General features: G+C 63.8%; 21 protein-coding genes. 8 read left to right on the top strand and 13 right to left on the bottom strand.

Going from position 1 to position 21,010, the window contains the following annotated elements; all coding sequences use genetic code 11:
* From AYJ54_RS28450 to AYJ54_RS28460, 3 genes are all read left to right on the top strand, one after another.
* The coding region (locus tag AYJ54_RS28450; RefSeq protein WP_245329151.1) for a TRAP transporter large permease at window positions 1–1,296 on the top strand (1,296 nt) is incomplete at its 5' end.
* Window positions 1,297–1,318: 22 nt separating this feature from the next.
* Window positions 1,319–2,968, top strand: coding sequence for an acyl-CoA synthetase (locus AYJ54_RS28455; RefSeq protein ID WP_063704143.1), 1,650 nt, complete (start codon window positions 1,319–1,321; stop codon window positions 2,966–2,968).
* A gap of 250 nt (window positions 2,969–3,218) precedes the next feature.
* Window positions 3,219–4,571: an autotransporter outer membrane beta-barrel domain-containing protein gene (locus AYJ54_RS28460; RefSeq protein WP_136623986.1), complete on the top strand. Its 1,353-nt coding sequence runs from the start codon at window positions 3,219–3,221 to the stop codon at window positions 4,569–4,571.
* 6 nt (window positions 4,572–4,577) lie between these two features.
* Here AYJ54_RS28460 and AYJ54_RS28465 read toward each other — a convergent pair whose 3' ends face one another.
* Genes AYJ54_RS28465 through AYJ54_RS28490 form a run of 6 tightly spaced genes read right to left on the bottom strand, consistent with a single transcriptional unit; the run spans window position 4,578 to window position 11,201 of the window.
* On the bottom strand, window positions 4,578–5,375 hold the full coding sequence (locus AYJ54_RS28465; RefSeq protein ID WP_063704147.1) for an MBL fold metallo-hydrolase: 798 nt from the start codon (window positions 5,373–5,375) through the stop codon (window positions 4,578–4,580).
* A gap of 13 nt (window positions 5,376–5,388) precedes the next feature.
* Window positions 5,389–6,165, bottom strand: a complete 777-nt coding sequence (locus AYJ54_RS28470; RefSeq protein ID WP_063704149.1) for a TatD family hydrolase — start codon at window positions 6,163–6,165, stop codon at window positions 5,389–5,391.
* A 13-nt stretch (window positions 6,166–6,178) separates the two neighbouring features.
* Window positions 6,179–8,161 (bottom strand): methionine--tRNA ligase, encoded by a 1,983-nt coding sequence (gene metG / locus AYJ54_RS28475; RefSeq protein WP_082905898.1) that lies wholly within the window; start codon window positions 8,159–8,161, stop codon window positions 6,179–6,181.
* A gap of 45 nt (window positions 8,162–8,206) precedes the next feature.
* The gene (locus AYJ54_RS28480; protein ID WP_063704151.1) at window positions 8,207–9,253 is read right to left on the bottom strand and encodes a DNA polymerase III subunit delta'; all 1,047 of its coding nucleotides are present in this window, start codon (window positions 9,251–9,253) and stop codon (window positions 8,207–8,209) included.
* Window positions 9,250–9,936: a dTMP kinase gene (gene tmk, locus AYJ54_RS28485; protein ID WP_063704153.1), complete on the bottom strand. Its 687-nt coding sequence runs from the start codon at window positions 9,934–9,936 to the stop codon at window positions 9,250–9,252. The genes AYJ54_RS28480 and tmk overlap by 4 nt, the downstream gene beginning before the upstream one ends.
* A 2-nt stretch (window positions 9,937–9,938) precedes the next feature.
* A complete protein-coding gene (locus tag AYJ54_RS28490; protein WP_063704155.1) occupies window positions 9,939–11,201 on the bottom strand; it encodes a D-alanyl-D-alanine carboxypeptidase family protein in 1,263 nt (420 codons plus the stop codon).
* A gap of 153 nt (window positions 11,202–11,354) precedes the next feature.
* On the opposite strand from AYJ54_RS28490, the gene AYJ54_RS28495 reads away from it, so the two are divergent.
* Complete coding sequence (locus AYJ54_RS28495; protein ID WP_063704156.1) at window positions 11,355–12,311, top strand: alpha/beta fold hydrolase; 957 nt, start codon at window positions 11,355–11,357, stop codon at window positions 12,309–12,311.
* On the opposite strand, the gene AYJ54_RS28500 is transcribed toward AYJ54_RS28495, so the two are convergent.
* Entirely contained in the window at window positions 12,305–13,231 is a 927-nt protein-coding gene (locus tag AYJ54_RS28500; RefSeq protein ID WP_063704158.1) for a septal ring lytic transglycosylase RlpA family protein, read from the bottom strand. The two genes, AYJ54_RS28495 and AYJ54_RS28500, sit on opposite strands and share 7 nt — an antisense overlap.
* Before the next feature lie 982 nt (window positions 13,232–14,213).
* Entirely contained in the window at window positions 14,214–14,492 is a 279-nt protein-coding gene (locus AYJ54_RS28505) for a hypothetical protein (protein WP_063704294.1), read from the bottom strand.
* Window positions 14,493–14,648: 156 nt separating this feature from the next.
* On the opposite strand from AYJ54_RS28505, the gene AYJ54_RS28510 reads away from it, so the two are divergent.
* Complete coding sequence (locus tag AYJ54_RS28510) at window positions 14,649–15,227, top strand: TIGR00645 family protein (protein WP_063704159.1); 579 nt, start codon at window positions 14,649–14,651, stop codon at window positions 15,225–15,227.
* Window positions 15,228–15,236: 9 nt separating this feature from the next.
* Here the strand turns inward: AYJ54_RS28510 and AYJ54_RS28515 are convergent, their stop codons facing one another.
* Complete coding sequence (locus AYJ54_RS28515) at window positions 15,237–15,566, bottom strand: DUF1476 domain-containing protein (RefSeq protein WP_063704296.1); 330 nt, start codon at window positions 15,564–15,566, stop codon at window positions 15,237–15,239.
* A 264-nt stretch (window positions 15,567–15,830) separates the two neighbouring features.
* Here AYJ54_RS28515 and AYJ54_RS28520 point away from each other — a divergent pair, with 264 nt between their 5' ends.
* Complete coding sequence (locus AYJ54_RS28520; protein ID WP_063704161.1) at window positions 15,831–16,058, top strand: hypothetical protein; 228 nt, start codon at window positions 15,831–15,833, stop codon at window positions 16,056–16,058.
* 76 nt (window positions 16,059–16,134) lie between these two features.
* Here AYJ54_RS28520 and AYJ54_RS28525 read toward each other — a convergent pair whose 3' ends face one another.
* From AYJ54_RS28525 to AYJ54_RS53545, 3 genes are all read right to left on the bottom strand, one after another.
* Entirely contained in the window at window positions 16,135–16,326 is a 192-nt protein-coding gene (locus AYJ54_RS28525) for a hypothetical protein (RefSeq protein ID WP_063704163.1), read from the bottom strand.
* 1,406 nt (window positions 16,327–17,732) lie between these two features.
* A complete protein-coding gene (locus AYJ54_RS47895; RefSeq protein WP_082905899.1) occupies window positions 17,733–18,023 on the bottom strand; it encodes a DUF3551 domain-containing protein in 291 nt (96 codons plus the stop codon).
* A gap of 753 nt (window positions 18,024–18,776) precedes the next feature.
* Window positions 18,777–18,899: a hypothetical protein gene (locus AYJ54_RS53545; protein WP_283808713.1), complete on the bottom strand. Its 123-nt coding sequence runs from the start codon at window positions 18,897–18,899 to the stop codon at window positions 18,777–18,779.
* Window positions 18,900–19,015: 116 nt separating this feature from the next.
* Here AYJ54_RS53545 and AYJ54_RS50870 point away from each other — a divergent pair, with 116 nt between their 5' ends.
* On the top strand, window positions 19,016–19,171 hold the full coding sequence (locus tag AYJ54_RS50870; protein WP_161491918.1) for a hypothetical protein: 156 nt from the start codon (window positions 19,016–19,018) through the stop codon (window positions 19,169–19,171).
* On the opposite strand, the gene AYJ54_RS28530 is transcribed toward AYJ54_RS50870, so the two are convergent.
* A complete protein-coding gene (locus AYJ54_RS28530; protein WP_063704165.1) occupies window positions 19,168–19,365 on the bottom strand; it encodes a hypothetical protein in 198 nt (65 codons plus the stop codon). The genes AYJ54_RS50870 and AYJ54_RS28530 overlap by 4 nt on opposite strands.
* Window positions 19,366–19,791: 426 nt before the next feature.
* Between AYJ54_RS28530 and AYJ54_RS28535 the strand changes: the two genes are divergently transcribed.
* On the top strand, window positions 19,792–20,379 hold the full coding sequence (locus tag AYJ54_RS28535; protein WP_063704167.1) for a hypothetical protein: 588 nt from the start codon (window positions 19,792–19,794) through the stop codon (window positions 20,377–20,379).
* Window positions 20,380–21,010 lie beyond the last annotated feature (631 nt).

A 21,010-nucleotide genomic window follows, 5' to 3' on the forward strand; every position in this document is an offset into this window, starting at 1 on the left:
GAGCCATATCTGCGGCCGCTCGGCAACCTCAATCTGGTGATCTTCTTCGTCGGCGTTGCCGGCTTCTGCGTCTTCGCCGGCGTTCCCATTGCGTTCGGCTTTGGGCTGGCGATCTACGGCTACCTGGCGCTGACCACGCGCACGCCCGTGATGGTGCTGGTCGGGCGGATGGACGAGGGCATGAGCCACCTCATCCTGCTCTCTGTACCGCTGTTCGTGTTCCTGGGCCTGCTGATCGAGATGACCGGCATGGCGCGGGCTATGGTGGCGTTCCTGGCGAGCCTGCTCGGCCACGTCCGCGGCGGCCTGCATTACGTGCTGGTCGGCGCCATGTACCTGGTCTCCGGCATCTCCGGCGCCAAGGCCGCCGACATGGCGGCGGTCGCGCCGGTGCTGTTCCCCGAGATGAAAGAGCGCGGCGCCCGCCCCGGCGATCTCGTCGCCCTGCTCGCGGCGACCGGCGCGCAGACCGAGACCATTCCGCCGAGCCTCGTGCTGATTACGATCGGCTCGGTCACGGGCGTCTCGATCGCGGCGCTGTTCACCGGCGGCCTGTTGCCCGGCGTGGTGCTTGCGCTCACGCTCTGCATGCTGGTGTGGTGGCGCTACCGTCACGAGGACATGAGCCACGTCCGCCGCGCCACGGCCTCCGAGATCGGCAAGACCTTCGTCATCGCCCTGCCCGCGCTCGCGCTGCCCTTCGTGATCCGCTACGCCGTGGTCGAGGGCATCGCGACCGCCACGGAAGTCTCCACCATCGGCATCGTCTATGGCGTCCTGGTCGGCCTTTTGATCTACCGCCGCTTCGATTGGCGGCGGCTGTTTCCGATGCTGGTCGAAACCGCGGCGCTGTCCGGCGCGATCCTGCTGATCATCGGGACCGCAACCGGTATGGCCTGGGGCCTGACCCAGTCCGGCTTCTCGCGCTCGCTGGCGGCTGCCATGACCGGCCTGCCGGGCGGCTCCGCCTCCTTCATCGCGGTCTCGATCCTGGCCTTCACCATCCTCGGCAGCGTGCTGGAGGGAATCCCGGCCATCGTGCTGTTCGGGCCGCTGTTGTTTCCGATCGCCCGTGCCGTCGGGGTGCACGAGGTGCACTATGCCATGGTGATCATTCTGGCGATGGGTATCGGACTATTCGCCCCGCCCTTCGGCGTCGGCTATTATGCGGCGTGCGCCATCGGACGCGTCGATCCGGCCGAAGGCATCAGGCCGATCTGGGGCTACCTGCTGGCGCTGCTCGTGGGATTGATCATCGTCGCGATCTTCCCCTGGATCTCGATCGGATTCCTTTGACGCGGAGTGAAGGAGGGTGTCGATGAGTGAGCGGCAGAACCAGTACAATATCGGCCTCGACAAGACACCCGCCAACTATGTGCCTTTGAGCCCACTGAGCTTCCTCGCGCGCAGCGCCGCCGTCTATCCCGACCACGCCAGTGCGGTCTATGAAGGCCGCAGCTTCACCTGGGCGCAGACCTACGAGCGCTGCCGGCGCTTTGCTTCCTGGCTCGCAGGCAAAGGCATCGGTGTCGGCGACACGGTCGCGGTCATGCTGCCCAACGTGCCCGCGATGAACGAGGCGCATTTCGCGGTGCCCATGACCGGCGCGGTGCTCAATGCGCAGAACATCCGGCTCGATGCGCCCTCAATCGCGTTCCAGCTCGACCATGGCGGAGCGAAGATCATCCTGGTCGATCCGGAATTTTCGGGCGTGATTTCCGACGCGCTCGCGCAGATGACGGGACCAAAACCGCTCGTGATCGACGTCGACGACGCCGCGTTCAAGGGCGGTAAGCGCATCGGCGAGATCGAGTATGAGACGGCAGTTGCGCAGGGCGATCCGAGCTTCATGGCGATCCTGCCGGCGGACGAGTGGAACGCCATCGCGCTGAGCTACACCTCGGGGACCACGGGCAATCCCAAAGGCGTCGTCACCCATCATCGCGGCGCCTATCTGAACGCCGTCAGCAACATTCTCGCCGGCAATCTCGGCCAGCATCCGGTGTACCTCTGGACGCTACCGATGTTCCATTGCAACGGCTGGTGCTTCCCTTGGACCATCGCGGCGGCCGCCGGCATCAATGTCTGCCTGCGCAAGGTCGAGCCGACCAGGATCTTCGAGCTGATCAAACAGCACGGCGTGACCCACATGTGCGGCGCGCCGATTGTCTACAACACGCTGATCAACGCGCCCGATGCGCCCAAGGGCAGTGCGGCCCGCCGCGTCGTCGGCCTGATCGCCGGCGCCGCGCCGCCGGTCGCCGTGCTGGAGGGCGCCGAGAGTATCGGCATCAAGCTCACCCACGTCTATGGCCTGACCGAGGTCTACGGCCCCGCCTCCGTCTGCGCCGAGCAGCCCGGCTGGGACGAGCTTCCCGCCGCCGAGCGCGCGCGCATGAAGCGCCGGCAGGGCGTGTCCTACCCGCTCGAGGAAGCCGTCACCGTCATCAATCCGCAGACCATGCAGGAGGTGCCGCGCGACGGCGAGACCATCGGCGAGGTCATGTTCCGCGGCAACATCGTGATGAAGGGCTATCTGAAGAACGAGAACGCGACGAAGGAAGCCTTCGAAGGCGGGTGGTTTCACAGTGGCGATCTAGCCGTGCTCGACGAGTACGGCTATGTCATCATCAAGGACCGCTCGAAAGACATCATCATCTCCGGCGGCGAGAACATCTCCTCGGTCGAGGTCGAGGACATTCTCTACAAGCACCCGGCCGTGCTGTTCGCCGCCGTGGTGGCAAAGCCCGACCCGAAATGGGGCGAGGTGCCCTGCGCCTTCGTCGAATTGAAAGACGGCGCGAGCGCGAGCGAAGCCGAGATCATCGCCTTCTGCCGCAGCCACATGTCGGGCTTCAAGACGCCGAAGGCCGTCGTGTTCGGACCGATCCCGAAGACCTCGACCGGAAAGATCCAGAAATTCGTGCTGCGCAACGGGGCGGGATCGGCGAAGGCGATCTCGGTCTGAGCTGACCAATCATCTCGCACGTAGAAATGCGGATTGACCCTGCGCGCGCGGCGACGATTCGTCGTGCAATCGATTTGTGTACGTTCGACGACATCGAGACACGGCCGGAAAAGGTTGGAAAACGATAGAGACCAACCTACGCTCCTGCTCAACCGGAATCGCTGATTCCCTGTGATTCGCCGCGCGAGCTGCGTGGCTGGCGACCGGCGCGGTTGGGGCGCTTCATGCGGTTGGTGTCGTGAGCGCAGACGTGCGTGTGCGTCTGGCGCTACTGCTATTGACGGCTGGATTGCTGCTGCCCGGCGCTACTGCCGCGCAGGCGATGCGCGAGTTCGGCGCATTCGCGGGCGGGCCGAATTTTGGGCCCGCCGCTCCCAATCCTGCAGGCTACGGCTTCAACAATTTCGCCAGTCCCATGTTTGGGGGCCCGCAGCCACCGGCCTTCGCCGGCGCGTGGTTCGGTGGCGGCGGCATGCAGCCGAGCTACGGCTGGAACGCGCAAGGGCCTGCCGGCGGGGCGAGATTCGTCGGCATGCGGCAGGCATTTGGCGGCGAATCTGACGGCGCCTCGCGGACCGAGACCGCCCAGGCCACCTTCCTCGCCATGAGGCAGTTCACGCAGACCCTGCTCGATCCCGCCATCGACGGCCGCGGCGCCTTGCCGGCTGAGTTCGACTCCGAGCTCGCCGCCTACGCCTCGATCGGAAACGATCGGACGCATGGCGGCATCGGACGCGAGGCCTATGAGGCGGTCTACGGCAAGCCATCGCTCGCAGCCCCGCACTGGAACGTTTGGGCGGCGGGCTTTGGCGGATCGCAGGTCTCGACCGGCGGCGCCGGCTCAGCCAGCCGGAGCTTTGGCACCGTGGTCGGGGCCGACTATTCGCTCTCACCACAGACGCGGATGGGATTTGCGCTTGCCGGTGGCGGCACCGGCTTTGCCAATAACTTTTCGAGCGGCCAATCCGATTTGTTCCAGGCTGGTGCTTTCGTCAGGCATACCGCCGGAGCGGCCTATGTTGCCACTGCGCTCGCCTATGGCTGGCAGGCGATCACCAACGACTATCCGGCCGCTCCGGCCGGCACCGCCCAAGTCAACTCGGCGATCAACGCCAACGCCTATTTCGGCCGCATCGAGAGTGGATATCGCCTTGCGATGCCCTGGCTCGGCATCACCCCCTACGCGGCCGCGGAGGTCACGACCTTCCGCCTGCCGGGCAGTGCGGCCCAGCCGGCCTACGCGACCAACGGGCTTGAGGCGGCGGCCGGTAGCGACAGCAGCATCACCGACAGCCGCATCGAGCTCGGCTTGCGCACGAGTACGTCGCTTGCCGTTTCGGGGAGCCTGGTGAATCTGCGCGGACGGCTCGCCTGGGCGCATGATTTCAGCGCGACGCAATCGACACAGCCGGCATTTCAGGCTCTGGCCGGTCAGGGCCTCATCGCTGGCGGCACGGCACTCGTGCCGGACGCGGCCCTGGCAGGCGTTGCGCTCGAATTGCGCGGTGGCGACGACTGGGCCGCCGCGGCGAGCTTCGACAGCACGCTTTCGAGCCTGGTGCGCTCCTATACCGGCAAGGCCGTGCTGCGCTACGCTTGGTAGCCGCTCTCAGTGCGTCTCGAGCCGCAACCCGTCATAGCCAGGCACCACGCCCGAGGGCAGCGATTGCCTGATCACCTCGTAATCGACGTCGGCCGTCATGTTGGTGATGACGGCCCGCTTCGGCTTGAACCGTTCGATCCAGGTCAGCGCATCATTGATGCTGAAATGGCTGGAGTGGTCGGTGTAGCGCAGCCCATCGACGATCCAGAGATCGAGATTTTCCAGCGCGCCCCAGCTCTCGCGCGGGATGTCGTTGAGGTCGGGCGTGTAGGCGGCATTGCCGATGCGATAGCCGAGCGCCGGGATCTTGCCGTGCTGCACCAGGAAAGCCCGCAGCGTCACTGCGCCGCCCTTCCCCAAAATCGTCTGGCTCTCGCCCGCCTCGATTCCATGCCGCGTCAGGATCGGCGGGTAGTCGCTGCCCTCCGGGGAGATGAAGCAATAGGAGAACCGCGCCATGATGTCCTTGGCGGTCGACTGGTTGAAGTAGACCGGAATGCGCTTGCGCATGTGAAGGACGACCGAACGCAGGTCGTCCATGCCATGGGTCTGGTCGGCATGCTCATGCGTCAGGAACACAGCATCGATGTGATCGACATTGGCATCGATGAGCTGCTCGCGCAGATCGGGCGAGGTGTCGATCACGATGCGCGTGGTGCCATGGTCGGCGATGTGTTCGACCAGCAACGAGCAGCGGCGTCGGCGATTCTTGGGATTGTTGGGATCGCAGGCGCCCCAGCCGAGCGCCGGGCGCGGCACACCGGCAGAGGAGCCGCAGCCCAGGATCGTCAGCGTCAGTGTCATGCGGCTCCTGGCTTTAAGCTTTCACCTTGGAGAACAGGCGGAAGAAGTTTTCGGTGGTCTGGCGTGAGATCTCCTCGAGCGACACGCCGCGCGTTTCGGCGAGCACCTTTGCGACCTCGACCACATAGGCCGGCTCGTTGCGTTTGCCCCGGAACTTGCCGGGCGCAAGATAGGGAGAGTCTGTTTCAACCATAATACGATCGGACGGCAGCTCGGCCGCGAGCGCGCGCAAGGCGTCCGACTTCTTGAAGGTCAGGATGCCCGTGAAGCCGATGTAGAGCCCGAGCGACACGGCCTTCATCGCAAGCTCGCGCCCGCCCGTGTAGCAGTGCAGCACGGCGCTAAACGATCCTTTTGCGACCTCCTCTTCCAGGATGCGGCCGCAATCCCCGTCCGCCTCGCGGGTATGGATCACGAGCGGCAGGCCGGTCGCGCGCGCCGCGGTGATGTGGGCGCGAAAGCCCCTCGCCTGCGCCTCCGGCGAGCCGTTGTCGTAGAAGTAGTCGAGCCCGGCTTCGCCAAGCGCAACGACCTTGGGATGCTGCGTCAGCGCGATCAGCTCGTCCGGCGAGATGCCGTCCTCCTCATCCGCGTTGTGCGGATGGGTGCCGACCGAGCAATAGACGTCGTCGTAGCGCTCGGCGATCGCAAGCAGATCGTTCAGCCGCCGCACCCGCGTCGAGATCGTGACCATGCGCCCGATGCCGGCCGCACGCGCGCGCGCCACGATCCCGTCGATGTCCTCCGAAAAGTCCGGAAAATCCAGATGGCAGTGGCTGTCGACCAGCATCGCGCGAACGCCCTTAGGCCGCCGGCTCGATGTAGCGCGGGAACGCCGGCGTCGGCGCCGGCAGCATCGAACCTGGCGCAATGCGCGTCGCCCCGCCGAGCATGGCGAAGTTGCGCTCTCCTTCCGCGATGCCGAGACTGTCGAGCAGCTTGCCCGATGCGGTCGGCATCGCCGGCTGGGCCAGGATCGCGATCTGGCGCACCACTTCCGCCGTCACATAGAGCACAGTCTTCTGCCGCGCCGGATCGGTCTTGGCGAGCGCCCAGGGCGCCTCGCCCGCGAAATAGCGGTTGGCCTCCGCGACCACGGCCCACACGGCGTTGAGCCAGTGGTGGATCTGCTGCGTCGCCATCGCCTCGCGGCTGGCTGCGATCATGCCGTCGGCCAGGCCGAGGATCGCCTTGTCGTTGTCGCTGAACTCGCCGGGCTCGGGCAGCACGCCACCCAGTTGCTTGGCAATCATCGACAGCGAGCGCTGCGCGAGGTTGCCGAGATCGTTGGCGAGATCGGCATTGATGCGCGCGACGATGGCCTCGTGGTTGTAATTGCCGTCCTGGCCGAACGGCACCTCGCGCAGGAAGAAATAGCGCATCTGGTCGACGCCATACTGGTCGGCGAGATTGAAGGGATCGACGACGTTGCCGACCGATTTCGACATCTTCTCGCCCCTGTTGAACAGGAAGCCGTGGGCATAGACGCGCTTCGGCAGCGGAATGCCGGCCGACATCAGGAACGCCGGCCAGTAGACTGCATGGAAGCGAATAATGTCCTTGCCGATGATGTGCACATCCGCCGGCCAGTAGCGCCAGTTCGCATCGTTCTCGTCCGGGAAGCCGACGCCGGTGATGTAGTTGGTGAGCGCGTCGACCCAGACATACATCACGTGCTCTTCGTCATCAGGCACCTTCACGCCCCAGTCGAAGGTCGTGCGCGAGATCGAGAGATCGCGCAGGCCGCTTTTGACGAAGCTCACCACTTCGTTCCGGCGCGCGTCCGGGCCGATGAAATCGGGATGCTCCTCATAGAGCTTCAGCAACTTGTCCTGATAGGCCGACAGGCGGAAGAAGTAGCTCTTCTCCTCGACCCACTCGACCGGCGTGCCCTGCGGTCCGAGGCGCACGCCGTCGTCGTTCAGGCGCGTCTCGTCCTCGGCGTAGTAGGCCTCATCCCGCACCGAGTACCAGCCGGAATAGGTGTCGGCATAGATGTCACCATTGGCAGCCATGCGCCGCCAGATTTCCTTGCTCGAGTCATGGTGCTGCGCTTCGGTGGTGCGGATGAAGCGGTCGAACGACACGTTCAAACGCTCGTCCATCTCCTTGAAGCGGCCGGCGTTGCGAGCGGCGAGCGCGGACGGGGTGAGACCTTCGTTCTGCGCGGTCTGGATCATCTTCAGGCCGTGCTCGTCGGTGCCGGTCAGGAAGAACACGTCCTTGCCGTCGAGCCGCGCAAAGCGCGCGAGCACATCGGCCGAAATCGCCTCATAGGCGTGACCGATATGCGGGTTGCCGTTGGGATAGGCGATCGCTGTCGAGATGTAGAAGACGTTGTCGCGCGCAGGTGCTGCAACGGGTGCCGCGGCCTGCGGAGCGGCAGCGACAACCTTCGGAGTGCGCGGAGCCTTCGGCTTGGCAGGCTTCGGCGCGGCAGGCTTCGGCGCGGCAACGACCGGAGCCGGCGCCACGGGCGGCGCAGCCACCCTCGCCCTCTTGACCGTCTGCGTCGCCGGAGCCTTTGCCGGCTTCGTGGCGACCTTCTCTTTTGAGACCTTCTTGGTCGCGACCTGCTTCTTCGCGGCCTTCTTGCCAGCCTTCTTTGCCGTCTTCGTTGCGATCGCCGTCTTTTTCACCCGCTTCTTGGCGGCAGCTTTCTTTGCAGGCTTCTTGGCCTTCTTGGCGGCCTTGCGCGTGCGAGCCTTGGCGGGCCGTTTCGCGGCTTTCTTCGCAGCCTTCTTGCCGCTCTTGCGTTCGACGGTTTTCTTAGCTCGCGTTGCCACCACGAATTCCTTTACGGCTCTCAAAATTTGGAAACGAACCTGCGCCTAGCGCGTTGCGTCCGCCAGCCAGCCGAACACCGAGAAAACCAAGGGCTTCCGCTCCAGATTGTAGGTTTCGGTGTCGCGCGCGGCGCGGACGATCTTTTCCCATACCTCCGCCAGCCGTGCAAGGCGCGGCAGGTTCTGGTTGGCATTGCCTTCGTCCGCATGCAAGCGCTCGGCGATCCAGCGATCGATGCCGTCGATGAAGGCCGCGAGCGCGACGCGATCGCTGGTGCCTAGCGAATCGCCGAGCGTGTGCAGTTCGCGCGGATCGACCTGCGGCAGGCGTGCGAGCAGCGCCGCCGTGCGCTGCTGAAGCTTGAGCGCGTCACCGCCGAGCAGCTTCAGCGCCCGTGCGACGCTGCCCTCGGAGGCCTCCGCGGCCTCGCGCAGCGCCGGATCGGTCGGCTCGAGATCGGCCGCTGCGGCCGCGGCTTCGATTACCTCATCGGTCGCGAGCGGGCGCAGGCGCAGCTTGCGGCAGCGCGACTGGATCGTGGCCAACACCCGCGCTGGCGCGTGGCTCACCAGCAGGAACAGCGACTGCTGCGGCGGTTCCTCGAGAATCTTCAGAAGCGCATTTGCGGCATTCGGATTGAGCTCGTCGACGGTGTCGACGATGCAGACGCGCCAGCCTTCCGCCGCCGCGGTCGAGCCGAAGAACGCGATCGTCTCGCGCGTCTCGTCGACGGTGATCACCGTGCGCATCACGCCACGGTCGTTCGCGGTGCGCTCCAGCGTCAACAGGCCGCCGTGCGAGCCGGCGGCGATCTGCCTCGCCACGGCATCGTCGGGATCGACTGCCAGGCTCTCGGCGCGCTGCACGGCGGGCGCCAGCGGCTGGCCATGGCCGAGCACGAAGCGCGCCATCCAATACGCGAGCGTCGCCTTGCCGATCCCTTGCGGCCCGCCGATCAACCAGGCATGCGGGATGCGCCCGCTGCGATAGGCCGTCAGCAGCGCCACCTCCGCCTCGCGATGGCCGAACAGCCGGCTCGTCTCACGGGGATGCGGAATGGCGGTTTCGCGCTCGGCCTGACGCGGGCTCATGCTGAAACCACTGATGCTGGCGTGGGGAGAAGGCGATCGCGCAGCGCCGTCCAGATGCGTTCGGCGACCGTGTCAGGGTCGGCATTGGCGTCGATCAGCACGCACCGCGCGGGTTCCTCAGTCGCGATCTGGCGGTAGGCGTCGCGCAGGCCCTGGTGGAACCTGAGATTCTCGCCCTCGAACCGATCCGGCGCACCGCTGCCGCGACGTGCGGCGGCGCGCTGCAAGCCGATCTCGACCGGCAGGTCGAGGATGAAGGTGAGGTCCGGCTTGAGGTCGCCGATCGTGACGCGCTGCATCGCGTTGATCAGGCCGGTCGGCACGCTGCCCAGGCTGCCCTGATAGGCGCGCGTCGAGTCGGCGAAGCGGTCGCACAGGACCCAGATGCCTTGATTGAGCGCCGGCTGGATCACCGTGCGGACATGATCATCGCGGGCGGCGGCAAACAGCAGCGTCTCGGCCTCGGGCCCGAGCAGCTTGCCCATTCCGGACAGCACGAGATGCCGCATGATCTCGGCGCCCGGCGAGCCGCCCGGCTCGCGCGTGACGATGGTGCGGAGCTTGGCCGCACTCAACCGGTCGGCGAGCTTCTTGATCTGGGTCGACTTGCCCGCGCCCTCGCCGCCTTCAAAGGTGATGAAGCGTCCGCGTCCGGACGGGCGCTGTACCGCGATCTCCTTCATGGTCAGAGCTTCTCGGCGCCAGCGCGGAACATGCCGATCACGAGCTCGCTGGCGCCGTCGATGGCGCGACGCATGGTCGAGCCGGTGCCGATCGCCTCGCCCGCATAGACCGGCGTCTCCACCGCGATATTGCCACTACGCCAGACCCGCACCACGCCGATTTGCTGGCCCTCCTGGATCGGCGCGCGCACCGGGCCGCTATAGACGATACGCGCGATCAGCTTGTCGCCTCCGTTCTTGTGCACCATCACTTTCACAGGTGCCTTGGCCACGAGCTTCACCGAACGGCTCTCGCCGCCGAAGACCTTGGCGTAGCCGACCGGCTGGTCGGCCGCGATCAGGATGCGGGTCTCGAAATTGCGAAAACCCCATTCCAGCATCTTCTTGGCTTCGGTGGCGCGGTCCTCAGGATCTTCCAACCCGTTGACCACGACGATCAGCCGCGTGCCGTCCTGCACGGCCGAACCGACCATGCCGTAGCCGCCTTCCTTGGTGTAGCCGGTCTTCAGGCCGTCAGCTCCCGGCATGGCATTCAGCAGCGGGTTACGATTTTGCTGACGGATCTTGTTCCAGGTGAACTCCTTCTCGCCGAACAGCTTGTAGAACTCGGGATAGTCCAGGATGATGTGACGGGCGAGGATGCCGAGTTCGCGCACCGTCATCTTGTTGCCGGGGTCCGGCAATCCGTTGGAGTTGGCGAAGGTCGATTTGGTCAGCCCGAGCTCACGCGCACGCTTGGTCATGAAGTCGGCGGCAAAGATGCGTTCGTTGCCGGCGATGCCCTCGGCAAGCGCGATGCAGGCGTCGTTGCCGCTCTGGATGATCGCGCCGTGCAAGAGATCGTCCACCGAGACCTTGCTGTTGATCGCGGCAAACATGGTCGAGCCGCCGGAGGGTGCGCCGCCCCTGCGCCACGCATTCTCGCTGATCCGGTATTCGTCGGTCAGCTTAATGTCGCCCTTGTTGACTGCGTTGAAGACGACCTCCGCGGTCATCAGCTTCATCATGCTGGAGGGCGCGCGCATTTCATCGGCGTTCTTCTCGAACAGCACGCTGCCGCTCGAGGCCTCGATCAGGATCGCGGTGGGCGCGTCGCCGTCAAAGCCGGCGTCGTCCGTTTTCCTGGCGCCTTGGACGCTCTGGTTGGCGGCATAGAGCACCCCGCCCCAGCCGACGCTCATCACCAAAAGAGTCGCGATCAGGCCACGGGTCAGTGTCCCGGCCATGGGCCGGTTTCGACGGGGCAAAGAAATACGAAATGCCATGGCGAAGCCCTGAGAGCGGCGTTCTAACAGTTGGAACCGGTGCGAACAACACGAGGATGGGCGCCAGACCCGGTGATTGCACGATTCTTTCCGCGCCCCTATCGTGACATCTCATGATTTCCGAACAAACCCCTGAAACAAGGCGGAAAAGCGATGTCCTCCACCCGCGTTATCACCGCCAACGGGATTGAGCTCTTCATCCGCGAAGAGGGCCAGGGACCGCTGGTGGTGCTGTGCCACGGCTGGCCGGAACTCTCCTACTCCTGGCGCCACCAGATCCCGGCGCTGGCCGCCGCAGGCTTTCACGTCGTTGCGCCCGACATGCGTGGCTATGGCCAGAGCGCGGCGCCATCCGACGTCTCCGCCTATTCGATCTTCGATACGGTCGGCGATGTGGTCGGCCTGGTGCAGGCGCTCGGCGAGACCCGGGCAATGGTGGTCGGACACGACTGGGGCGCACCGGTCGCCTGGCATGCCGCGCTGTTCCGGCCTGATATCTTCACGGCCGTCGCAGGCCTCAGCGTGCCGCCGCCGTTCCGGGCCCGCGGCAAGCCGCTCGACCTGTTGCGCCAGGGTGGCGTCACGAATTTCTACTGGCAGTATTTCCAGACGCCAGGTGTGGCCGAGGCCGAGCTCGAGCGCGACGTCGCTCACACGATGCGGGTCGTGTTGGGCGGCCGCGGTTTGGCCGATCCGACGGCAGCGATGTTCGTCCAGGAAGGGAAAGGTTTCCTCGGCCACGCATCAGGCACCGAGGCCTTGCCGAACTGGCTTTCCGAAGCTGACCTCGCCTACTTCACCGAGACCTTCCGCAAGTCCGGCTTCCGGGGCGGCTTGAACTGGTATCGCAACATCGACCGCAATTGGGAACTCACAGCCCCCTGGCAGGATGCCCGGATCCATCAGCCTTCCCTGTTCATCGCCGGCTCGAAGGACGCCGTCATCACCGGCCTGATCGGAGCCAAGCGCGTCAACGAGCTGGAGCGCGTGCTGCCAAACCTCAAGCGCAAGCTGATCATCGAGGGGGCCGGCCACTGGGTGCAGCAGGAGCGGCCCGACGAGGTCAATTCTGCGCTTGTGCAATTCCTGAAGGAGAGCGCGGCTCAGTAGAGGCCGCGGCCGGTCAGGATGCTGCGGGCTTCCGCAGCTCCATCGGAGATAGCGGGACCGCTGTCCGTCGTGTAGCGGCCGTCCTCGTCATAGGACACCGCCCTGGCATTCTGGAGCGCCCGCCCCCGGCTGCGGCTCGAGGCCGACATCTCCGAGGTTGCATTGATGGAGGCGACATCGGCGGAGGTGTTGCCGAGACTGTAGGGCCGCCCCTCCGGCATCGGGACCTCGCCGCGGATCGCCCCGCGGGTCGATGATGGCAGCTCGGGCACAAAGGGCCGCGCCGAAGCGACCCGAACCATCGAGGGCGATGGCGCCGGAATGCCGGTGCGCAAGGTGGCCATGAGCTGGCGGTCGTCGGAGCCTTCGAGCGGCGCCCGGCCGACATATTCGACACGGACCTTAGCGACGCCATTTCCTTTGAATTCAAGGAGTTCGGCGGCTTTGTTGGAGACGTCGATGAGCCGGTTGCCGTGATAGGGGCCGCGGTCATTGACGCGCACGATCAGGGACTTGCCGTTCGAAAGGTTGGTCACGCGCGCGTACGACGGCATCGGCAGGGTCGGATGGGCTGCCGTGAGCGAGCCCATGTCGAACACCTCGCCATTGGCGGTCAGGCGGCCATGGAAGTCGTTGCCGTACCAGGATGCCAAGCCGTCGGCGCGGTAGTTGACGTCCTCCTCCGGCACGTAGGTCCGGCCCGCCACCACATAGGGCTTGCCGACGCGGTACGTGCCGCCGCCCTTGGGGACCGGCTCACCCCAGGCCACGACCCGAGGACTCGAGGACACGCCGTATTTCGGATCGACGCGGCTGGCGAATTTGCCCGACGAGGCGCAATTGGCGAGCACAATGCAGGTCGCAGCCGCAGCGATACCACGCGCGGCCCGTACCACCGAATCTGACCGTCGGATCCCCATTCGCCCCAAATACCATTTCGCCGGACGCGTGCCCAACCCGCCTAGCCGCGGACAGGCCTTCTGCCGGTGTTTGTCCAGCGCGGCCCACCACCGCGTCGGAAGTCGTGACGATATCGCAACCCGAACACGGCGGAAATGGGGAGCGCGCGAGAGTCGCGCCAAGATGGTAAACCGAACGTTCGCCGCCCTCCGTTGAACTACGGTTGAATTGCGGCGCGCGAACGCGCGCGTGCGCCTTGGTTTGTACCAGTCGTGGACGGGCTGTTGCGCTGAAGCATCACTCCACCCCCATTGTCGCGGCACTCACTGGAATTCTTTTGACTGTGCAAGGCTGCACGCGTTCTCTCACGTGCAGGGGCGGATTGGAATCTGACGATGATCGAGACGGTTTCGGCACTGATGGGTCTGGTAAGCGCGGGAATTTTCCTGGCCCATGCGTTTGAAGGTTACCGCACGCGCGCCTAAAGGCGCTCGCGCGGCGACACGCATCACCTCTTCCACGGCAGCACGTTCGGAGAATTTTAATCAATCCGACCGAGCATCGAAGATGAAAGCGGCAGGTGTCTCATGCGCAACCATGATCTTGTATCCGATGGTTTCCTGGCATTGACCGCTGGCGGCTTGGTGCTGCTGTGCTCAAGCCTCGTTGCACTGGCCTTCGGCTGATCCCGCCTTGCACTTCCTCGGCTTGATCAAAGCGTATCGCGTCGCAGCAAAGCGTGGTTGTCCCGGATTGTCGGGCTCCCTTTTAGTTGATTGAATTTTCGCGTTCGGTGCCTCGACTCATTTCAGGAGGCCATCACCAATGAGGGTGACGCACATGCTTGCCGAGAAATTCATACTGGTCCTTGAATCGCTGATCCGTGGCACCCGCACCTATCCCGACGGAAGTCCCCGGGTCATCAGCACCTCCCCGCACATACCGGTGAAGCTGCCAAGCTAGAAATAGCCGGCTCCGTTTTCCATCCTGGCCGTGCGCCGCTCAGCGCAGGCCCAGCAACGAGCGGCGATAGGAGCTGCCGCGGACCTCGCTCAGGCAGACGAAGCTGCCGTCAAAGCCCTGGCCGTAGCGCTTCTGGCCCTTGGCGTAGTAGATGCCCTTCCTGAAATCCAGCCACACCACCTTGTCGCCGGGGCAATGGCGCTGCGCCTGCGCCTCGTAGCGAAACGGTGTCAGCGGCGCCGCCGCCGCGCCGGTCGTGCCGGCAGCAAGCACCAGCGCGACAGCAACGACGATCCTGCCAAAAAGACTGCTGCTCAAACGGCCCACCTCCACCCAGTGCTGTCGCGCGACGGCTCTTTGAAAGACTAGCATGCGGCCGCGCGATCCGCAGGGAGCGGCCTGCAGGCGGCGTCTTCCGCCGGCCATCTTGTCAGGCTACATGAGATCGGATCACTTGGATTGCGTGAATATCGAATGTCGGTTGAGTCTGAAACCGGGACCGGACCGCGCCTGCCCTCGCCGCGCCTGCGCGCCCTGCCGATGGTCATCTTCGGCTCGCGCTGGCTGCAATTGCCGCTCTATCTCGGGCTGATCGTCGCGCAATGCGTCTACATCGCGCTGTTCGTCAAGGAGCTCTGGCACCTCTCCTGGCACGCGGTCGACCTCACCGAGCAGCAGATCATGATGAGCGTGCTCGCGCTGATCGATGTGGTGATGATCTCCAACCTGCTGGTCATGGTGATCGTTGGTGGCTATGAGACCTTCGTCTCGCGGCTCGATCTCCAGGGCCATCCCGACGAGCCGGAATGGCTCGGCCACGTCAACGCGAGCGTGCTCAAGATCAAGCTCGCGATGGCCATCATCGGCATCTCCTCGATCGCGCTGCTGCGCACCTTCATCGAGGCCGGCAATCTCGGCTCGGACCGCGCCGGCTTTACCGAGACGGGCGTGATGTGGCAGGTCCTGATCCACATCACCTTCGTGGTCTCGGCGATCGGTATCGCCTTCGTCGACAAGCTGAGCGACAATGGCTTGCGCCGGCACGCCGAGTGAGATCGATCGCTAGCGAAGGTCGTTCGGCGTGGCCTCAAGCTGCGCCAGCGCCTGGTGCAGGCAATCCCTGAGTTTTTGAGCGACCTGCTCCGGCGAGATTCCCTTGCCGGCAAGGTCGTCCGACACCTTGCGCAGGGTCTCGTCGATCGTCTGGCCGTCCAGATTGTCCGTCACCAGGGCGGTTGCATAGCTTGCCGCGGCATCTCCGGTGAGCCCGAGCTCCGCTGCAGCCCACATCCCGAGCAGCTTGTTCGACCGGGCCGTGGCCTTGAACATGAGCTCCTCGTCGTGAGCGAACTTGGCCTCAAACCCCTGCTCGCGCTTGTCGAACGTGGTCATTGTCAGCTCCATTGCGTTGCGCCGATAGCGGACTGGACTGGAAGCGATCGTCTCCGTGGTTCTCGTTAGTTTTTGTTCATTTGAATCTTCCGGCGGAAGCGAAGCGCCGTCAAGCCTACGGTAGGCGCACCGGCGGCCGGCCGCTCCGGCGTGGGTCGCGGCGAGCGTCAGGCCCGCACCAGCCCCGTCGCTTAAGCACCCAATCTTTACCATTTATTAGGACGACTCGCAGTCGCATGACTGCGGGACATCGAGAGCCGACGCATGAACAAAGAGCTGCGGGAATTTCGCCGGCTTGAGCGCCTCTGCCTCGAGGAGGCAGCGCTCTCTACGATGGACCTCGCGCGAAGCGGGTTGCTCAAAGTGGCCGACGATTGCCGCCTGGCGGCCGAGGCGATCGAAGCGCGGGCCCCGCCCCGCGGCGCAATCGCCAGCGCCGTCCATGCGCTCAGGCTCGCCTTGAGCGCACGGCGCGCATCCAGCCGGCATTGAACGCCGGCCGCCTCCAGGACGAATGCTTGCGGGGATGAGATTTGCGCGAGTCTGACCGGATCAGCGCTTGGCCAGATCAGTCCTTCGCCGCGGCCGCTTCGCGCGCGAGCCGTTCGGCCTTCAGCCGTTCACGATTGGCATGGAACGCCTTCTGCGCGGCCTCATAGTCGCGCATGGCTTTTTCCGCCTCGATTCGTCGGGCCGCGTCGCGCGCCTGACGCTGTTCGGGCGTTAGAGGTTTGCGTCGGAAGGAAACGTTCTCGGTCATGGCAAAACAACGCCGAGGCGGCTCCGAAGTTCCGCAAGCCCCCGCTTGGGATGCGTTCGGCCGGCTGAAATATTCGAATGCTCAAGAGCTTAGTGGCGGAAGTGCCGCAACGGCGAAACACCTGCCAGCAGCCGCTCTCTTCAATCAACTCCATCCGGATGGTTGTACACTTTTGAGACGGCTTTCAGGACATCGAAGAGGCCGGAGCCGATCTGAACGAAGACGTGGATGCTTGATGCCGATCCGATTGCCCCTCAGAACTATCTGGAGGCGCGTCGGTTATCACCGACAGCGCGCACCCAATCGCTTTCGTCATGTCTCGCATCTATCTCGCCGCAACGTTCCTCGCCGTCACAGCGATCGTGTTTGGATCGTTGGTCGCGCTTGAAAAAATCATTGGCGGGTGATGCCAAAGGCCGCCCCAGTTGAGAGCCCGCCAGTGAGCCCGTGGGCCTGACAAACCGTGTCACAAAGCTGTGGCATGATCATTGCAAATTCTATTCGAACTGGGATTTCAGTACCCAGTTTGAGACAAGGGGCTGCCGGGGGGACTGGCATTTCGAGCCCGGCAGCCGCTTCTCGGGGGGATACGGCCCGCAGCGTGAACGGACGGGCCCTGCGCTCACCGCCTCCACTGGCGGGCAGGCAGGCGACTTGTGCCATTCTTGGAATTGCTTCGCTACCGAGCGGCGGGACCTGCGTGCTTCCTTCGCGGAGGCTCAGCCCTCTCGGCGACATGGGCACCTCCGCAAAGCACAGAATCGCGCGAGCGAAGGCGGCTCCTGAGTCGAGGCGGGTTGTCCGCTCGCTGCGGCTGGGGAAAACCGGCTTTAGGTCAACGCGACTGCATTTTCCGAATCGGCGCTCCATGCTCGCTCCCCAAACAGTTCAAGTTGTGGGGTCGAGGCGTGAGCCACTTCTTATCCTTGCTGCTGCTAGCGACGGCTTTGATGCTGACCGTGTGTTTCGGAGTGGCGGCCTGGCGCCTCTCTGATGAGAGGGACGTCGACATCACCAGCCAAATCCCGCGGCAAACCTATGGATGGAAGCCGACGCCACCAGGTGAAGCATCGCCTGCCAAGCGATTTGAGCCCTAGCGACGAGGGACCGCCGACTCGAGCTAGCTGGCGGGCCTTTCACCTGCAAAAAAGCCGCAGCGCCAGAAGACGCTGCGGCTCGCCGGGTAAAAAAATAGGTGGAGTATTCGCCAGCCCCGGTACGCGCAGGCCTATAGGGCCGCGGTTCTTCTCGCGCAAACCAAAACAGCTGTTTCCCTTAATAGGCCGAAGTACTGTTGCGCGGACGACACCTCCGTGCACGGAATGAGAAAGCTTAGCGATGAATCCAGGCCGCGACGCCGCTACCCGCCGAGGACGCCCCATCGGGGCTGCAGTCCTCGGCGTTGACTAGTACGGATACCATTGATCGCGATAGTCGCGCTCGCGCGCGAAGGCGTAGCTCGGGTTGATGCCACAATAGGCGTTAGTACCTGAAGCCGTTGCCATGCACTGCTCATAGGTTGCGAATTGGCAGTTGCCCGGGTAGCCCCAGCTTCGCCCCTGCAAGCAGTAGAGATCATACGGGCCGCTCGGCGAGACGTAGCTGTGGCGATATTGTCGTGAGGCCGCGGGTGAGATCGAAGCCGCCGACACCAGAATTGAGCTAGCCGATACAATCGCGAGAACTAGGCGATTCATCTTCATCTCCTGATTTCAGTTTTCGTCAGCGATCTCAATTCAACCCCATCGGATCACCCTGTAGCCTTTGGCGCGGCGAGGAGGTCGATCGCGCGCGGGCCGGTCGTGGTTTATCATCCCAATTCGCGCGAACATCGTGGAGCCGCCCTGCTCTGCCGCCAGGATCAGCGCCTCCACGGCGGTTTACCATCATCGTGCTCCTTGTTCGGCGGCGCGGCAATGTACGCGCCGGCGTCGCGCAGCGGAACCAGCTTGCGCCTACCGAGGCTCTATCGGATATTCAAAAGGCCGCCCCGAGCCTTTGCTCATGGCGTGTTTCGGTACCCCATCGCAGGAGCCACAGGCCGGTTCCAATTGAAGTCGGGCCGCACGTCGGCGCCGCGCTGGCCGCAAGCCTGGCAAACGAACCGCGGCCCGAGATCTGACAGCCTTATCTCGTCGCCACAGCGGTGGTACGAGCGCACGTCGCCGAAGGTGATTTTCTGAGGCCGCATGCGAACACGAGAGCCACGGCGGCCGTCACGCCGAACCCGATCATTTCCGCTTTGGTGCGTGCCCCCTCAATCTCTAGGCCCGCATCGTCGATTGGAGGATTTGTGCCTAAGCCCGATTGTTTAAATAAATATTTGATTTATCTGAAGTTTTGGCGGAAGGGGTGTCTGTCAACCTTCCTTGAAATCGCTCGGCTTTTTCGCCTACTCCGATCGTAACCTACGGTTCTAGCCACGTGCTCAGGAGTGCCACTTCCCGGCCCTAGTTGGACGCGAGTTCGCGCAGCGCCTCGCCCTCCCCGGGCACTCTGCTCTCCTTCGCCAAATCCAGGCAGATGCGCTCCATGCGCCCGAGTTCGTCGATGATGTGCTGATCCCGCCCCATGGCGCCGGATCGGACTCGGTCGCTTGCGCACGTCAAGGGTGTCCACACCGTAGTCGTCCCGTGTCGTGGGACAGGCGAATCGGTCACCATGTCCGCTCGACATGGAGGACAGGACCATGAGCCCGACCTATTACGCCGTGCAGGAAGGCAAACTGAACGCAGAGCTGGAGGCCGCGCGTCTCCGTGGCGACTTCCCGGGTATGCAAGCCTCGCTCGCCGGCCTGACATCGCTGCTCCGAGGGATGTACGGCCGGCCACAGGCTCAAGTCTAGAAATAAGGCCAGACCACCACGCGGCCGGTTTCTGTATCGAGCACCTTCACGCAATAATCGGCGCTCCCGGCCTCATCGTAGACCCACCTGAAGCGGCTGGGAGGGTACTTCGACATCTTCGAGAGTCCGCCCTCGTACGGGAGCCCATGGGCCTCATACGCCTGTTCGGCGAGCTCCAGTGCACGATAGATCATGGCGAAATACAACTACACTCCTCTCGCTCCTCTAATTCCTGCATACGTCGATGACGGGACAAGAGATCTTGTAGCCGCACAGGTGCACTGTCGATGGTATCGGTGATTTTCGGATAACGGTGATTGGACGCGCCTCAACTCCCGAGATGGTCCGCTCGGAGATGATTGGAGGAGATGGTCAATACACCAGCAAGGACTGATCGAATCTCAGCTTGTCGAGCACATGCTTTCATCCTTACGGCTCGCGACAGACGAGCAGATCGAGTACCTATGGCTTGGCCAAGGGAGGATGTCCATCAGCACGGACGGAGATTCAGAAGGAAAACCCCGGATTACGATGAGGCTTGCAAGCATCTCGATCGCGGACCACGAAGCGGGGTTTAAGCGAGCTCACGTACTCTTTGAAAAGACGGTCGCCGCAGGGAGATGTTCAAGCTCCTGAGCGACTCTCAACAGCCGACCTTGCCGCTCCCCTACCGATATCTATCGGTCTACAAAGTTCTGGAAAAGGAATTCAAGGTTGGCAAGAAGTGGCCAGGTCTCCCAGGACTCCTTTCACCATACGAGGCCGAATATCGCAATTTACGCATCTCAGGCCGCAGCCTGGAGAACTACATCCATGAAGTGCGTGACCTCTGCGCCCACATCAAGCTGGACACCAGCCCCGCAACTCTTGGTATTACGGGCCTGAACAACGAGGAACTCGGGAAGGTCGAGCAACTGTTTGCTCTCTTGAAGAAGATCGTCCTCCAGCACTTGACGACGGTTCTTCCGATCCAAGTACAGCATGCGCCACCGCAGCAGTCGATAGCGGACTCTCGCGCAACAGAGCCCGAGGTTAAGGCTCGGCTCGATAGGGTTCGCGATGAAGATCAAGCGGCTGAGCTAGAGCGTCAGGCTGACCATTGGGAGCACGAGGCGCACGGCCGACCCGCGGCGCTTTCGGATGCATTCCTTGAGTGCGCGCGACAAGCTCGAAAACTCGCTGGCTTGCTGAAGATGCTGGCTTGCTGAACATTAAGGGCGAGGCATAGTTGCGAACTCCGAAGTCGCTTGCCCTTGGCTTACCTATGGCCTCGCAATCGGCGCAGTCATTCTGAGCACCTGCGACAATGTCATTGTCGCAGCGATTAAAGCCGGCGTGAGTCAAGAGTGGCTAGGCTTTCCAGCCCCCTCCTTGGAGCAGATGACGATTATCGCCGGGGGTATTGCTTGGGTAGAGCCTCACCGCCAGCAACTTTGTCCAGTCATAACAGCCTCGCGTGATCAGACGCATGCGATCACCTTGCCGCTGCAACAGCAGGCGATAACCGTCGAATTTTGATTTCGTGGTATAACTCCGAGCCAGCTGGAACCTGTGCGCCTGCGGTTGCCAAGCAGAACTCGTACGTGGGTCATAGATAAGCCACAGCGGCAGGTTTGCTACAAAGGGGCCGCCGGGCTCGGACACACATCATCTGGAGTAAGTAATTCAATGGTTGGTCAACGCACGTCCGTCCGCCGCGCCGTGGCCGGAGTCCATTCAGACCCAAATGAAAAGGACAATGTTGCGGAGGCAATCGATCATGCGTTGCGCGAGGTGCAGGCCGCCCGGCGTGACCTCCGGCTTCTGCCTGCAGCAGGCAGAAGCCATTCGCAGAATAGA

Origin of the sequence: Bradyrhizobium centrolobii (assembly GCF_001641635.1) — a bacterium.
Lineage (GTDB): Bacteria > Pseudomonadota > Alphaproteobacteria > Rhizobiales > Xanthobacteraceae > Bradyrhizobium > Bradyrhizobium centrolobii.